Annotated in this window: 12 protein-coding genes; all 12 read right to left on the bottom strand. The window is 70.9% G+C overall.

The window, feature by feature from the left end; all coding sequences use genetic code 11:
* Positions 1–17: 17 nt before the first annotated feature.
* The 12 genes from VO99_RS10120 to VO99_RS10065 all read right to left on the bottom strand — a co-directional run bounded on the left by VO99_RS10120 (position 18) and on the right by VO99_RS10065 (position 15,454).
* Positions 18–1,682 (bottom strand): alkaline phosphatase D family protein, encoded by a 1,665-nt coding sequence (locus tag VO99_RS10120; RefSeq protein WP_046112735.1) that lies wholly within the window; start codon positions 1,680–1,682, stop codon positions 18–20.
* Positions 1,683–1,783: 101 nt separating this feature from the next.
* Positions 1,784–3,469 (bottom strand): tannase/feruloyl esterase family alpha/beta hydrolase, encoded by a 1,686-nt coding sequence (locus VO99_RS10115; protein WP_198156910.1) that lies wholly within the window; start codon positions 3,467–3,469, stop codon positions 1,784–1,786.
* A 176-nt stretch (positions 3,470–3,645) separates the two neighbouring features.
* Positions 3,646–7,212, bottom strand: a complete 3,567-nt coding sequence (locus VO99_RS10110; RefSeq protein ID WP_046112734.1) for a molybdopterin cofactor-binding domain-containing protein — start codon at positions 7,210–7,212, stop codon at positions 3,646–3,648.
* The gene (locus VO99_RS10105) at positions 7,209–7,721 is read right to left on the bottom strand and encodes a (2Fe-2S)-binding protein (protein WP_046112733.1); all 513 of its coding nucleotides are present in this window, start codon (positions 7,719–7,721) and stop codon (positions 7,209–7,211) included. Before VO99_RS10105 ends, VO99_RS10110 begins: the two co-directional genes overlap by 4 nt.
* Before the next feature lie 16 nt (positions 7,722–7,737).
* The gene (pncA, locus tag VO99_RS10100) at positions 7,738–8,472 is read right to left on the bottom strand and encodes a bifunctional nicotinamidase/pyrazinamidase (protein ID WP_046112732.1); all 735 of its coding nucleotides are present in this window, start codon (positions 8,470–8,472) and stop codon (positions 7,738–7,740) included.
* 16 nt (positions 8,473–8,488) lie between these two features.
* Entirely contained in the window at positions 8,489–9,241 is a 753-nt protein-coding gene (locus tag VO99_RS10095) for an ABC transporter ATP-binding protein (RefSeq protein ID WP_046112731.1), read from the bottom strand.
* Positions 9,238–10,014, bottom strand: a complete 777-nt coding sequence (locus tag VO99_RS10090) for an ABC transporter ATP-binding protein (RefSeq protein ID WP_046112730.1) — start codon at positions 10,012–10,014, stop codon at positions 9,238–9,240. The genes VO99_RS10095 and VO99_RS10090 overlap by 4 nt, the downstream gene beginning before the upstream one ends.
* Positions 10,014–11,897 carry an ABC transporter permease gene (locus tag VO99_RS10085; protein ID WP_046112729.1) on the bottom strand — a complete coding sequence of 628 codons (1,884 nt, stop codon included), beginning with the start codon at positions 11,895–11,897 and terminating at the stop codon, positions 10,014–10,016. The genes VO99_RS10090 and VO99_RS10085 overlap by 1 nt, the downstream gene beginning before the upstream one ends.
* Positions 11,898–12,023: 126 nt before the next feature.
* Positions 12,024–13,241, bottom strand: a complete 1,218-nt coding sequence (locus VO99_RS10080; protein ID WP_083440496.1) for an ABC transporter substrate-binding protein — start codon at positions 13,239–13,241, stop codon at positions 12,024–12,026.
* Positions 13,242–13,274: 33 nt separating this feature from the next.
* Positions 13,275–13,859: an amino acid synthesis family protein gene (locus VO99_RS10075; RefSeq protein WP_046112728.1), complete on the bottom strand. Its 585-nt coding sequence runs from the start codon at positions 13,857–13,859 to the stop codon at positions 13,275–13,277.
* Positions 13,860–13,887: 28 nt separating this feature from the next.
* Positions 13,888–14,529 carry an amino acid synthesis family protein gene (locus tag VO99_RS10070; protein WP_046112901.1) on the bottom strand — a complete coding sequence of 214 codons (642 nt, stop codon included), beginning with the start codon at positions 14,527–14,529 and terminating at the stop codon, positions 13,888–13,890.
* A 22-nt stretch (positions 14,530–14,551) separates the two neighbouring features.
* The gene (locus VO99_RS10065) at positions 14,552–15,454 is read right to left on the bottom strand and encodes a UPF0280 family protein (protein WP_046112900.1); all 903 of its coding nucleotides are present in this window, start codon (positions 15,452–15,454) and stop codon (positions 14,552–14,554) included.
* Positions 15,455–15,458 lie beyond the last annotated feature (4 nt).

Genomic DNA, 15,458 nt, shown 5'->3' with positions numbered 1-15,458 from the left:
TCCTGCAAGAGAGGTGTTCACGGGGCCAGCAGCGGCGGGTTGGCGCGCGGCGTGGTCTGGGCCGAAGGCACCAGGTGGTTGGTGCCGGCCTGCACCTCGAAGGCGGTGCCGAAGACCTGCACGTTGCTGATGCTGGCCACCGTGTCCACGTACCACCATTCGCCCACCACGCGCTGCGGCGTGGCGTCGATCAGCATGTAGCCGCGGCGCATGAGGTCGATGTACTTGAAGTGCGGGTTCTGGCTGCGCAGGAAGGCGGCCGTGCTGCCCTGCGGATCGTTGACGCCCGGCGAGGTGACCGAGGTGCCGACGAACTCCACCGCGCGCGAGCCTTCGCCGGTGGCCGGGTTGTAGCCGCCGCTGGCCAGGTCCGGGTTGTTCGGGTCCTGCGTCAGGTCGGCCGCCCAGGAGCTGTGGATGTCGCCGGTGAGCACCACCACGTTGCCCACGCCCGGCGTGGCGGCATTGCCCTTCAGGATGTCGTAGATGCGGTTGCGGGCGGGCTGGTAGCCGTCCCACTGGTCGGCATTGAGGAAGGCGCCGCCGCCGGCCGCGTTGGCTGCACCCACGCCCTTGAGCTGCGCGAACATCACGCCCTGGCCCAGGAAGCGCCACTGCGTGGTGGAGCGGCGCAGCGTGTCGGCCACCCAGGCTTCCTGCTCGCTGCCCAGCAGGCTGCGGCTGGCATCGGTGAAGGCACCGGTCTGCGTGAACTGGCCGCCGGCAGGCAGCTGCTGCGCCCGGCCGGCCAGGCGCTCTTCCAGCATCACCACGTCGGCCAGGTTGCCGAAGCGGAAGCTGCGCCAGTTCTTGCGCAGGTCGGTGGTGTCCACCGCGCGCGTGGGCATCCACTCGAAGTAGGCCTTCAGTGCGCGGTTCACGCGCTCGTTCCACACGCCCTCGGCGCCTTCGGTGTGGTTCTGGGCGCCGTCCTTCCAGGCGTCGTTGGTGATCTCGTGGTCGTCCCAGATGGCGATCATCGGATGCTGGCGGTGCAGCGCCTGCAGGTCGGCATCGCGCTTGTACTGCGCATGGCGCATGCGGTAGTCGGCCAGGCTGGTGATCTCGGTAGCCGGCTCGGTGGGGCGGGCGGTGCCGTACTGGTTGGTGCCGTATTCGTACAGGTAGTCGCCCAGGTGCAGCACCAGGTCCAGGTCGGCGCGGGCTGCGATCTGGCGGTAGGCGTTGAAGTAGCCGTAGGCGTGGTTGCTGCAGCTCACCACGGCCATGCGCAGGCGGTCCACCGCACCCACCGGCAGCGTGCGCGTGCGGCCGATGGGCGAGTCGGTGCCCTCGGCCTTGAAGCGGTAGTAGTAGGTGGTGCCCGGCTGCAGGCCGATGGCGTCCACCTTCACGGTGTAGTCGCGGTCGGGGTTGGTCTTGGCGGTGCCGCGCAGCACCACCTGCGTAAGGCCGGGATCACGGGCCACCACCCACTGCACCGGCACCGCACCGCGCGGGCCGTTGGGCGTCACGCGGGTCCACAGGATCACGCGGTCGGACAGCGGATCACCGCTGGCCACGCCGTGCTGGAACGCGGGCACCGCATCGGCGGCCAGGGCGCTGCCCATCGGCAGCAGCGTGGCGGCGGCCAGGGCGGCGGTGCTGCCGCCGGACTGCTTGAAGAAGTCGCGGCGGTTGGGACCCTTGCGGGCCGGCGGCTTGGTGTGGGGACGTCCCATGTACTGCTCCTGGCGATGTGCTTGGCGCCTGGCTGCGCAGGCGTTGAGCGTCGCAGTGTGGGCAGCGTGTATGTCAGGCGTGCGACGGCCCCCGGGTGCCGCTAGCGGCAGGTGAAGTTGGCGGCGTCCTCGATGCTGCCGCTGCCGTTGTAGACCGCCTCCTTGGGGTAGGCGCACAGCGGGCGGGTGCGGCCCGGCCAGGCCACGCCGGCCGCGGCGCGGGCGGTGGACACCATCACGTCGGGCGCGCTGCCGTTCTCCACCCAGCGCACCATGGCACCGAAGGCATCGAACTGGTCGGTGCCGTAGGCGCCGCCGCTGCAGTGGCCCATGCCGGGCACCAGGAACACGCGCGCGAAGCCGGCCGCATCGGCCTCGCCGTAGCGGGCCTGCACCTGCGTGTAGTAGCGCGCCAGGTCGTGGTTGGAGAAGGCCAGGTCGGCCGAGCCGTTGAACATCAGGATCTTGCCGCCGCGGGCTTTGAAGCGGTCCATGTCCGGCGATTCGGCATTGGTGAAGGCATTGCCCGAGCGGGTGAAGGGCGCGGCCACCGTCGAGAGCTTGGCGTACTCCGCGTCCATGTCGGCCTGCAGGCCGTAGCCCAGCAGGTCGGCCGTGAGCGTGGGCGGCGTGGTGTAGATGTGCGAGGCCTCGCCCGCGAAGATCGTGTAGAACGGATTGCCGAACTGCGCGGCCATGCCGGGCTCGAACGGCCAGGGCGCGTAGATCTGCTCGCCGCTGCGCGTGTAGGCGCCGGCGAACATCTTCGCCACGTAGGCGGCCTTGGCGGCAGGCAGGCAGTTGGCGGTTTCGCCCGCGGCACAGGCCCAGGTGGCGGGGTCGGGCCGGCAGGCGCTCAGCCTGCTGACCATGCCGTCCACCACGCCGTCCTGCGCATCGCAGGCATCGAGGATGCGCTGGCGCACGGTGGCCTTCTCGTCGTTGCTCAGGCCCTGCGTGATGTCGGGCCGGCCATGGGCACCCAGCGGCGCCACGGCGGCGGTGATCTGCGCCTGGTAGATCGATCCCTGGATCGACGCCTGCGTGAGCCGGAAGCCGGGCGACGCGGCCACGATGCCGTCGAACAGATCGGGGTGGCGCTGCGCCGCCACCATCGCCTGCCGGCCGCCGTTGGAGCAGCCGACGAAGTACGAGCGCGCCGGCGCCGCGCCGTAGAAGCGCTGGATCACCGTCTTGGCGGCGGCCGTGACCAGCGGCAGCTGCGCATCGCCGTACTCGTCGCGCGCCTGCGGATCGGCACCGAACAGGAAGGCGCCGTTGGCCACGCCCGTCTCGGCGATGTGGCCCGAATCGGTGGTGACCACCGCATAGCCGTCGAGCAGTGCATTGCGGGTGTTGCCGCCGGCCGGGTAGCTGCCGGTGGCGGTGAACAGCGTGCCGTCCACGCCGCTGCCGCCCTGGTAGTACAGCCGCGAGTTCCACAGCATCGGCAGGCGCACTTCGAACTGCAGCGCATAGGGCTTACCGTCGATGCCGGTGCGGCGGTTCATCGCGCCGCGCACCAGGCAGTGGTCGGGCACCGAGGCGGCGGTGATGGCGCCGGTGCTGGCGGGCGTGAACACCGCGGACTCGACCGCGCCGCTGCCGACGCTGCCTCCAGCCAGCGCGGCGCAGGCCTCGGCGAAGGTGGCGGCTGTCGGCCCTTCGTCGTTGCTGCCGCCGTCGCCGCCACAAGCGGCGACGAGCAGGGCGCTGGCGGCGACGGTGGCCGTGGCGGCCAGGCTGGTTGCGGGGCGGCGGGCGTTGTGCTTGGAACGATCGATCACTTCGAACTCCTCAAGGACCGTGTGACACCAATGGCCGCAGCTGCCGATGCCGGCTGCGCCGTGCATGTCGATGTAGCAGGCACCGAACCAAAATGTGGCGGGCACTACATCGGCTGAAGGCGTCGATGCAAGAGCGGTGCCGTGCCGCGGTGGTGCGCCGGCCGGCGCATGCGGTGTCAGTGCGCCGGCTGCTGGCGCAGTCGGGCCACGTCGGAGGCCAGGTCTGGCCAGGCCGGCTTGTCGGGCGCGTGGCGCTGGCGCAGGTAGGCGGCGATGTCGGCGATCTGCCGGTCGTCCAGCGCGTGGCGAAAGGCGGGCATGTAGCCCACGTCGCGCGTGGGCGGGTGCTGCAGGCCGTCGAGGATGGTGCGCAGCAGGTTGTCGGGTCGGGCGCTGTGCAGGTTGCTGTTCAGCGCCAGCGGCAGGTCCAGGCCGAACTGGCCGGGCACCGGCGTGTCGTGGTGGCAGGCACCGCAGGCGCCTTCAAACAGGCGGGCGCGGGCGTCGGGCAGCGGCACCGCCAGTGCGGCTGCGGCCGCGGGCGGCGTGGCTTGCGCCTTGTTGAACGAGGCCAGGTACACCGCCATCGCGCGGATGTCGGCATCCGGCAGCGCCTGCAGTTGCTGCACCACCGGCGCCATCGGGCCGCCGGCCACGCCGTGGCGGGGGCTGTAGCCGCGGCGCAGGTAGCCGTAGAGGTCGCCTTCGGTCCAGGGCAGCGGCGCGGTGGACAGGGCGGTGAGCGCCGGCGCTTCCCAGCCATCGACCATGGCACCTGACAGCGTGGCGGCGCCGATGCGCTCGGCCCCGAAGGCATTGCGCGGCGTGTGGCAGGCGCCGCAGTGGCCGGCGCCGTTGACCAGGTAGGCGCCGCGGTTCCATTCGGCGCTGCGGGCGGGCTCGGGCTGTGCCGGGCCCGGCACCAGGTACAGCGCGTTCCACAGCGCCATCAGCGGCCGCAGGCTGAAGGGGAAGGCCAGCCTGGTGGCCGGCGGCTGGTGCGCCACGGCCGGCTGCGCCATCAGGTAGGCATACAGCGCGGTCAGGTCGTCGTCGGTCATCTTGGTGAACGACGTGTACGGGAAGGCCGGGTACAGGTGGCGGCCATCGCGCGAGATGCCTTCGCGCATCGCACGCTGGAAGGCGCTGAACGACCATTGGCCGATGCCGGTGGCCGCATCGGGCGTGAGGTTGGTGCTGTAGACGGTGCCGAAGGGCGTCTGCATCGCGCGCCCGCCGGCATTGGGCGTGCCGCCGGGCGCGGTGTGGCACACGACGCAGTCGCCGGCGGCGGCCAGCAGCCGGCCGCGCTCGATCGTCTGGCTTGTATAGACAAGTGCGCTGCTGCCGGCCGCCACCGGCGCGATGGCCGGGCGCCAGCCGAAGGCGGCCGCGCCCAGGCCCACCAGCCCCGCCAGCAGCGCACCCGCGGTGGCCCACAGGCCGCGGCGGCGGCGCGGCAGCGGTGCATCGGGCGGCAGCGCGGGGCGGGGCAGGGCGGGCGCTTCGGCGGCGGGCGGCAGCGCGGCAGCCGCACCAGCGTCCTCCTGCGGCCCGGGCAGCGGATTCAGGGCCGCGCGCACCACCTCGGGTGTGAACGGCGGGTTGCGGAATCGCACGCCGGTGGCGTCGAAGATCGCGTTGGCGATGGCCGCCGTGCCCGGCACCGAAGCCGATTCGCCCGAGCCCAGCGGCGCCTCGCCGGGCCGCGGCATCAGCATCACCTCCACCACCGGCACCTCGCGGAAGCTGAGGATCGGGTAACTGCCCCATTCGCGCGTGGCCACCGCGCCGATGTTCGGGCCCGAAGGCTCGGTGCGCACCTGCTCCTTCAGCGCACGGCTGGTGGTCTGCAGCACGTTGCCGTGCACCTGGTGCTGCACGCCGGCGGGGTTGACCATCAGGCCCGCGTCGTGGCCCACCACCACGCGCCTGACATGCACCTCGCCGGTCACGCGGTTGACTTCCACGTCGGCCACCCAGGCGGCCCAGGCGGCGCCGAAGCCGGGGAACTTGCTGTGCACGTAGCGCGCATACGCGAAGCCCTGGCCCCGGAGCACGTCGCCCACCGCCGGCTGGCCCTGCGGTGCGGTGTGCGGCCGCCAGCCGGCCTTGGCGGCGGTGGCACGCACGAGCTCGGCCGCGCGCTCGTCCTTCAGCCAGCGCAGCCGGTAATCCACCGGGTCGACGCCGGCCGCGGTGGCCAGTTCGTCGATGTACGACTCATGCGCGAAGCTGTTGGGCAGCGCCGAGACGCCGCGCAGCCACGAGGCGCGCAGGATCGGCGCCATGTCGTTGGCGGCCACGCGCAGGTTCGCGTAGTCGTAGGGCGGCACCGCGGTGCGGTCGCCCATCTCGTAGGCGGTGGCCGTGGCGGGCACGGTGCCGGTAAGCAGCAGCGCCAGCGTGGGCGCGCCGTTGCTGGGGTAGCTGGTCTGGAAGTCGTAGGCCGCGGGCGAGCCGTCGGCCTGCAGCCCGCCGTCGATCTGCATGAGCTGCGCGGCGCCCTTGGGCTCCCAGGCATGCTCCTGCTCGCGCGTGAGCTGCACCCGCACCGGCTGGCCCACCGCACGCGAGAGCAGGGCCGCATCGGCCGCCACGTCGTCCGCGCCGTTGCGGCCATAGCAGCCGGCGGCTTCCATGCGCACCACGTCCACCTGCACATCGGCCAGGCCGGTGAGCCTGGCAAGGTCGGCGCGCAGCACGTGCGGGTTCTGGGTGCCGGCCCACACGGTGAGCTTGCCGTCCTGCCAGTCGGCCACCGCGCACGAAGGCCCGATGGACGCATGCAGCTGGTAGGGCCAGAGGTAGCTGCGCGGCATCGGTTGGGCGGCGCCGGCGATGGCCGTCTGCACGTCGCCCTTCTCCAGCAGCAGCCGGCGGGTGGCGGGGTTGCTGCGCACCGCGTTTTCCACGTCGTGCAGCGCCTGCAGGCCGGGCCAGGGCTTCCACTGCACCTGCAGCGCCTGCATCGCGGCTTCGGCCTGGTCTTCACGCTCGGCCACGATGCCGATGAAGTCGCCGATGACCACCAGGTCGACGATGCCGGGCAGGTGGCCGATGGAATCGCGGTCCACCGACTGCAGCGTGCGGCCGACGAAGTCGCCGGCATCCACGCCGGCATAGGGCGGGCGCACCACGCGGCCGTGCAGCATGCCGGGCAGGCGCATGTCGTGCACGAAGATCAGCTCGCCCGTGGCCTTGGCCGGGATGTCCACCCGGGGCACCGGCTGGCCGATCACGCGGTGCTGCTCGTGCGGCTTGAGCGTGGCCGCCGCCGGGTCGAGCAGCAGCCGCACCTGGCGGCCCTGCAGATCGGCCGGCGTGGCGCCCTGCTCCCGCAACCAGGCCCGGGCCTGGGCCGCGGCCTGGCGCAGCGGCAGGCCGTGCACCTGGATGCTGGCGCTGGCGATCGTGGCGCCCTGGTTGGGCACGCTGCAGGTGTGGCCCATCACCATCGTCACCTCCGCCAGCGGCAGGTCCAGTTCCTCGGCCACCAGCTGCGAGAGCGCGGTGCGCAGGCCGGTGCCCAAGTCCACATGGCCATGCAGGCCGGTGGCGCTGCCGTCCTCCCACAGCGCCAGCAGGATCTCCGGGCCCTCGGCCGGGTTGGCCGATACCGCGGGCGGCTGGCCGGGGCTGGGCGGCGGCGCGGGTGGCGCTTCGCGCAGCACCAGCAGCACGCCGCTGGCGGCCAGGAAGCCGGCGCGGTCCAGGTGCTGGGAGCGGTGGGCCAGCGTCATGCGGCGTGGGGCGGCTTCGCCGCAGCCTGGTCGCGCAGCACCACCGCGCGGCGCACCGCCGACAGGATCTCGATGTGCGTGCCGCAGCGGCACAGGTGGTGCGCCAGCGCCTCGCGGATCTGCGCCTCGGTGGGCTGCGCGCAGTGCGTCAACAGCGCCAGCGTGGCCATCACCATGCCGTTGAGGCAGTAGCCGCACTGCGCGGCCTGGGTGTCGATGAAGGCCTGCTGCACCCAGTGGGGCGCTGCGCGCGTACCCAGGCCTTCCAGCGTGGTGACCGAGCGGCCCTGCATGCCACCGGCCGGAATGCAGCACGAGCGCGCCACCTGGCCATCGACCAGCACCGCGCAGGCGCCGCACTGGCCGAGTCCGCAGCCGTACTTGGGGCCGTTGAGCCGCAGGTCATTGCGCAGCACCTGCAGCAGCGGCGCCTCGGGCGGCACCTGCAGCACCCGCAGCTGGCCGTTCACCTGCAACTCGATCGGCGGCGCGGGTACTGCAGCGGTCACGGTGGAGGAGAGGGCGTCAGGCCGCCGCGATGTCCGACGACTGGATGCGCTTGACGCCCTTGGCCGCCATCTGCTTCCAGGCCGCTTCCAGCGAGCCGTTCAAGTCGATGGCGCGTGTGGCGTCCTCGATCACGTAGACGTTGAAGCCGGCCTTGCGTGCGTCCATCGCCGTCCAGGCCACGCAGAAGTCCGTCGCCAGGCCGGTGACGTACACCGTCTTGATGCCGCGGGCCTTCAGGTAGCCGGCGAGGCCGGTGACGGTCTTGCGGTCGGCCTCCTCGAAGGCGGAATAACTGTCCACGCCCTTGTTGAAGCCCTTGCGGATGATGAGCTGCGCGGTGGGCAGCTTCAGGTCCTTGTGCAGCGCCGCGTCCTCAGTGCCCTGCACGCAGTGGTCGGGCCACAGCACCTGGTTGCCGTACTTCAGCACCGTGGTCTCGAACGGCTTCTTGCCGCCATGGCTGCTGGCGAACGAGGCATGGCCCGGCGTGTGCCAGTCCTGCGTCACCACGATGTTGGCGAAGGCCGGGGCGATGCGGTTGATCACCGGCACCACCTCGTCCCCGCCCTTCACGGGCAGCGTGCCGCCGGGCACGAAGCAGTTCTGAACGTCCACCACGATCAGCGCCGACTTGTCGTCGGGCTTGAGCGCGTCCGCCGCCAGCGCCCAGGGCGCGGTGCCGGCGGCCAGCAGGGCGGCGGAGGATTGCAGCAGGAAGCTGCGGCGTTGAAGGGCGGAAGGTCGGCTCATGGTTGCGCTCCGTTGGTCACACACTCAGGTAGGCCCGCCGCACTTCCTCGTTCGCGGCCAGGTCGGCCATGCTGCCGGTGTACCGCATCTGGCCCTTCTCGAGCACATAGGCGCGGTCGGACACCAGTTCGGCGAAGTGCATGTTTTGTTCCGACAACAGGATGCTCACGCCCTGCGCCTTCAGCGCCAGGATCATGTGCGCCATCTGCTCGACGATCACCGGCGCCACGCCTTCCGAGGGCTCGTCCAGCAGCACCAGGAAGGGGTTGCCCATGAGCGTGCGCGCCACGGTCAGCATCTGCTGCTCGCCGCCGCTCATGCGGCCGCCGGGGCGGTCGGGCATCTCGCCCAGGTTGGGAAACAGCTGGAACAGCCGCTCGGCCGTCCACAGCGGTGCGTCGCTGCCATCGGGCCAGCGGCGCGGCGGCTGGCGGCCCACCTCGAAGTTCTCCAGCACCGTGAGGTCGCTGAACACGCGCCGGTCTTCGGGCACGAAGCCCAGGCCCGCGCGGGCGATCTCATGCGGCTGCGCGCGGCTGATGTCGAGGCCCATGAACTGCACGTTGCCGCGCCGCTTGACCAGCAGGCCCATCAGGGTCTTGAGCGTGGTGGACTTGCCGGCGCCGTTGCGGCCCATCAGCGCCACCACCTCCCCGCGTCGCACCTGCAGGCCCACGTCGAACAGGATCTGCGCGGCGCCGTACCAGGCGTTGAGGCCGCTGGCGTCCAGCAGCAGGTCGGCGGGATTGGCGGAAGTCGCGGCAGTCATGCGGGCACCTGCGGAGTCTTCTTCTCAAACGTTTTTCCGGTGCCGAAATAGACCTCCTGCACCTTGGGATGGTCGCGGATCTCGGCCGGCTTGCCTTCGGCGATCAGCCGGCCGCGGGCCAGCACGATCATGCGGTCGGCGTAGGCGAACACCACGTCCATGCTGTGCTCGGTGAACAGCACCGCGATGCCGCGCTCGATCACCAGCTGCTTGGTCAGCGCCATCAGCTCGTTGCGCTCCTTCGGCGCCATGCCGGCGGTGGGCTCGTCCATCAGCAGCAGCTTGGGCGTGTTGGCCATCGCGATGGCCAGCTCCACCCGCTTCACGTCGCCGTAGGCCAGCACGCTGCACGGCCGGTCGGCCTGCGCAGCCATGCCCACCTGGGCCAGCAGGGCCATCGCCTCGTCGCGCTTGTGGTCGGCGGCCCGGCGGAACATCGAGAACAGCCGGCCGTCGCTGGACAGCAGCGCCATCTGCACGTTCTCCACCACCGTCAGCGAGCCGAAGGTCTCGGCGATCTGGAAGGTGCGGCCCACGCCCATCTTCCAGATGTCGCGCGGCCGGCGGCCGATCAGCTCCTGGCCTTCGAGCTGGATGCTGCCGGTGTCGGCCTTCAACTGGCCGTTGACCATGTTGAAGGTGGTCGACTTGCCGGCGCCGTTGGGGCCGATCAGCGCCAGCAGCTCGCCCTTGGCGACCGAGAAGCTCACGCCATCGACGGCCCGGTTGCCGCCGAAGGACTTGCCCAGGTTGGTGACGTTCAACAGGCTCATCACGCAGCCTCCTTGCGGTTGGCGAACAGCTGCCGCACGAAGCCGGCGATGCCCTGCGGAAAGGCCAGCACCAGCAGCAGGATGATGCCGCCCAGCAGGGCGCGCCAGTAGTCGGTGCTGCGGGCCACGGTGTCCTGCAGCCAGGTGAAGGTGACCGCGCCCACCAGCGGGCCCGACAGCGTCTGCAGCCCGCCCAGCAGCACCATCACCAGGCCGTCCACCGAGCGGCCAACGCCCAGCACGTCGGGCGAGATGCTGCCCTTGCTGAAGGCGTACAGCGCGCCCGCCAGCCCGGCGAACAAGCCCGCCACCACGAAGGCCACCCACTGCATGCGCTTGACGTCGATGCCGATGGCATCGGCCCGCAGCGGTGAATCGCGGCCCGCGCGCATCGCATAGCCGAAGGGCGAGAACAGGATGCGCCGCAGCGCCAGCACCGCCAGCGCGACCAGCGCCAGCGTGAGGAAGTAGTAGTGCGTCTTGTCGGACAGCCATTCGGCCGGCCACACGCCGGTGATGCCGTTGCTGCCGCCGGTGAACTCGTCCCACTGGAAGGTGACCGACCAGACGATCTGCGCGAAGGCCAGCGTGAGCATCGCCAGGTACACGCCCGACAGCCGCACGCAGAACCAGCCGAACACCAGCGCGCCCACGGCGGCGGCCACCGGCGCCAGCAGCAGCGACAGCTCCATCGGCAGCCCCGCGTTGCGCACCAGCAGCGCGGCCGCATAGGCGCCCAGGCCGAAGTACGCCGCATGGCCGAACGAATGCATGCCGGCCGGGCCCATGATGAAGTGCAGGCTGGCGGCGAACAGCGCGGCCGTCAGCAGGTCGATGGCCAGCACGGTGAGGTAGGGCGCATCGGCGGTGGCCGCGGGCATGGCCACCAGGGCCAGCAGCAGCACGGCGCCGGCGATCTTCAGGCCGTTGCCGGCCGGGCGCAGCGGCTCTTCCGGCGGTGCGCTGTTGCGGCTGGTGCCCTGCGGCCGGCCGAACAGGCCCCAGGGCCGCACCACCAGCACCGCGGCCATCACCAGGAACTCGGCCACCAGCGTGAGCTTGGAGAACGAGAAGGCGATGCCGAACAGCTCCACGTTGCCGATGCCGATGCACAGCGCCTTGATCTCCGCGATGATCAGCGCGGCCACGTAGGCGCCGGGAATGGAGCCCATGCCGCCCACCACCACCACCACGAACGCATCGCCGATGGTCAGCAGGTCCAGGCCCAGGTTGGCCGGCTCGCGTGGCATCTGCAGTGCGCCGCCCAGGCCGGCCAGCATCGCGCCCAGCGCGAACACGGCGGTGAACAGCCAGGCCTGGTTGACGCCGAGTGCACCCACCATCTCGCGGTCCTGCGTGGCGGCGCGAACCAGCGTGCCGAAGCGGGTGCGGGTGAGCAGCAGCCACAGCAGGCCCAGCACGATGGGGCCGATGAAGATCAGGAAGATGTCGTAGGTGGGGAAGCGCCGGCCCAGGATGTCGATGGAGCCGGTGAGGCCCGGGGCGCGCGGGCCCAGCAGGTCTTCAGGGCCCCAGAGCCACAGTGCCGCGTCCTTGATCACCAGCACCAGCGCAAAGGTGGCCAGCAGCTGGAACAGCTCCGGCGCGCGGTAGATGCGGCGCAGCAGCGTCATCTCCACCAGCGCGCCGACCAGGCCCACCGCCAGCGAGGCCAGCAGCAGCGCCGGCCAGAACCAGGCGCTGCCCAGCCGGTCGGTCAGGCTGTAGGCGATGTAGATGCCGAGCATGAAGAACGAGCCATGCGCGAAGTTCACGATGCGCGTGACGCCGAAGATCAGCGACAGGCCGGCCCCGACGAGGAACAGCGACGATGCGCCGGCCAGGCCGTTGAGCAGTTGGACGATGAAGCCGGAGAGATCCATGGCGGATGGCGGTGTGCTCGGCGATCAGACAGGCAGCCCCGCCACCGCTGCAGGCATCGCGCAGCGGCAGGGCATCTCGGACGGGTGGGCGGCCGGTGCGGGCGCGGCCCGCACCGTGCACGGCATTCAGTCGGCGGCGCGCAGCTTCTTTACTTCGGCGTCGCTGGGCTGGAACTTGGCGCCGTCGAGGTAGGTGTAGTCGACCATCACGCCCTTGCCGTTGTCGTTCTTGGTGCGGCCCACGTAGGCGCCCAGCGTGGACTGCTGGTCGATGGCGCGGTAGTGGAACTTGCCGAACGGGCCGGTGACTTCCAGGCCGCGGAAGGCGGTGATCAGCTTCTCGGTCTCGGTGCTCTTGGCCTTCTTGATGCCTTCGGCCAGCGACTTGATCATGCTGTAGCCCACCACCGAGCCCAGGCGCGGGTAGTCCTTGTACTTGCCGTGGTAGGCCAGGAAGAAGGCCTTGTGCTCGGGCGTCTGGATGCCGTACCAGGGGTAGCCGGTGACGATCCAGCCGTTGGGCGTCTCGTCCTTCAGCGGGTCGAGGTACTCCGGCTCGCCGGTCAGCAGGCTCACCACCTCGCGGCCCTGGAACAGGCCGCGGGTGTTGCCCTCGCGCACGAACTTGGTCAGGTCGGCGCCGAACAGCACGTTGAAGATGGCGTCGGGCTTGGCATCGGCCAGCGCCTGCACCACGCTGCCCGCGTCCAGCTTGCCCAGCGGCGGCGCCTGCTCGGCCACGAACTCCACGTCGGGCTGCGCAGCCTTCAGCAGCGTCTTGAAGGTGGCGATGGCCGACTGGCCGTATTCGTAGTTGGGGTAGACGATGGCCCAGCGCTTCTTCTTGAGCTTGGCGGCTTCCGGCACCAGCATGGCCGACTGCATGTAGGTGGAGGCGCGCAGGCGGAAGGTATAGCGGTTGCCGTTCTGCCAGACGATCTTGTCGGTCAGCGGCTCGCCGGCCAGGTAGAAGAACTTCTTCTGCTTGGCGAAGTCGGTCAGCGCCAGGCCGGTGTTGGACAGGAAGGAGCCCGCCAGCACGTCCACCTTCTCGCGCGAGATCAGCTCCTCCGCCGCACGCACCGCATCGCCGGGGCTGGCGTTGTCGTCGCGGGTGATCAGCTCCACCTTCTTGCCCAGCAGGCCGCCGGCGGCGTTGATCTCCTCCACCGCCAGCTCCATGCCCTTCTTGTAGGGCTCCAGGAAGGCGGGCTGGGCCTTGTAGCTGTTGACCTCACCGATCTTGATCACGGCCTGGGCCTGTGCCGCCGCGCCCCATGCCAGGGTGGTGAAGGCCAGGCCGGCCAGTGCAAGGCGGCGGCGGGTGAAGGTGACGAGTGCCATCGGAATTGCTCCAGGGATGAATGCGGTAGAGGTTCAGCGCAGGCCGTCGGTGCCCTGCACCTCGGCATGCTGCAGGCCGCCGATGCGCGGCAGCGGGCGCCCGCTGTCGGTGACAACGACGCACACGACGATCTCGTTGGCACGCGGCGCATCGCCGATGCGGGCCTCCATCGCGTCGAAATGGCTGCGAACGTAGGCGGCGTCCTTGTGGCCCAGCGGCACGTCGATCGCGGTGCCCAGGCCGCCGCGCTTCTTGCTGGAAGGCACCAGCGCCGCGCCCTTTTCCACGGCCGCACGCAGCGGCGCGCCCAGCTTCGGGTGCAGGATGGCCGCGGCATGTTCCAGCTCGCCGGCCTCGCCCACGATGGCGGCCTTGCCGTAGCTCTGGGCCTGGCCGGGCGCGATGCCCAGGGCCTGCACGCACTTGCCGCCCAGCAGGCCGCCCAGCTCCTCGCCGATGGCGATCAGCTCGTCCAGCGACTCGGCATAGCGGCCGGCATACGGGTTCTCGATCACGGCCATGGCCAGGGCCTTGCGCACCGGCGGCTGCACCGGGCGGCCCATCTCCATGCGGGTCTCGTCCACCTGGACGACGATCTTGCGGATCTTGGCAGTCATGTGTCGGGTCCTTCGTCGGTTTCGTGCTTCAGCGCAGGCCGTTCCATTGCGCGATGTCGGCTGCCTTCAGGCCGCCCACCCGGGCATGCACGCGCGGGCCGGTGCTCATCGCCAGGATGTACACCAGCTCGTCGGGCAGCGGCGCGCCGGGCACCCGCACTTCCAGCGCGTCGAAATGGCTGCGCACGTAGCTGGCGTTGATGTGGGTCAGCGGCACGTCCAGCGTGGCGCCGGGCGGGCCCACCTTCTTGGTGGAAGGCACGATGGACAGCGCGTTGCCGGGCTGGCCGGACTTGTCCTCTCCCTTGCCGGCGGCATAGGCCGCGCGGTCGCCCTTCCAGCCCAGCAGCTCGCGCATGGCATAGCCGCCCGGCACGTGCCACAGCGCGCCGTGCTCCAGCTCGCCGGCGGCGCCCACGATGGCGCCCTTGCCATAACCCTCGATGCGCTCGGCCGGCACGTCCATCGCGGCACGCAGCTGCTCGGCCATCTGGATGCCCAGCGGCTGCAGCGCGTCCATCATCGGCAGGATGTCGGCCACGTAGCGGCCGGCGAACGGGTTGGTGAGCACCACGCCGATGGCGCCCCGCCGCAGTGGCTGCGCGGCCACCGGCCCGAACTCGTGGTGGATGTCTTCCACCTGCGTGAAGACGCGTCGGATCTCAATCATCGCAGCTTCCATCACCGTTTCATTAAGCAAGTACTGAACCAATGGACGGTGCTTCCAGCAGCCGGCCGGCTACGGGATTGTCCACGCATGCAAAACGCCCCTGGCAGGCCAGCACGGCGGCCTGTACCAGCCCCTGCGCCTGCAGCGCACGGGCCCGTTCGACACCTGCCTGCAGCGCCTGTTCCACCAGGGCCGGCGGCAGTGGCGGCACGTCCACGGTGACGGCGATGCCGCCCAGGTCGCTGTCGTCCTTCAGCTCGCAGGCTGGGCGGCGCAGGATGCCCGGATGCACCACGTCCACGGCATTGGCGATGACGGTCGCAGCCGCATCGGCCTGGGCCGCGGTGCGGGCCAGCACCGTCACGCTGTCGGCGATGCCCAGCGAGAAGCTGCGGCCGCGCCAGCCGCTGGTGGCCACGCCGCGCACCGGCATCTCGGCGCGCACGGTGAACTGCGCGTCGGTGTCCAGCAGGCCGCCGGCCTGGTGCGGATCGAAGCCGGCGATGTCGGCCAGCAGGCCCACGCGCACGCTGGTGCCGGGCGCCAGGTGCAGCGCGATGTCGCCACCGTTGTTGATCCAGGCGCGGCGGATGCCGGGCCGTTGGTAGAAGCCGATGAGCTCCTGCGCCACCGAGCCGGCCACGGCGGCCATGGGGGTGATGAAGGCGGTGCCGAGCGGAGCGCAGGCCCGCCACATGCGCTGGGCGATCGGCCCGCTCATGGGGCAGGGCTCGGCGCGCACCAGCCGGCGCAGCAGCGGCAGCTCGGCCACCAGCTCGGCCAGCACGCCACTGAAGCGGCGCCACGCGGCCTCGTGTGCCGCGTTGACGGCGGGGGCATCGCCTTCCGCACTGATCAGCAGGTCGATGGGCCCATGCTGGAAATGCCGTCGGCCGTCGTGCAGGGCATGGCGCTGTGCTTCCATCATG

The sequence above is a fragment of the Aquincola tertiaricarbonis genome (genome assembly GCF_000969605.1).
Classification (GTDB): Bacteria; Pseudomonadota; Gammaproteobacteria; order Burkholderiales; family Burkholderiaceae_C; genus Aquincola; species Aquincola tertiaricarbonis.
The sequence above is the reverse complement of the archived record's forward strand: the minus strand, read 5'-3'. Positions and strand labels throughout refer to the sequence as shown.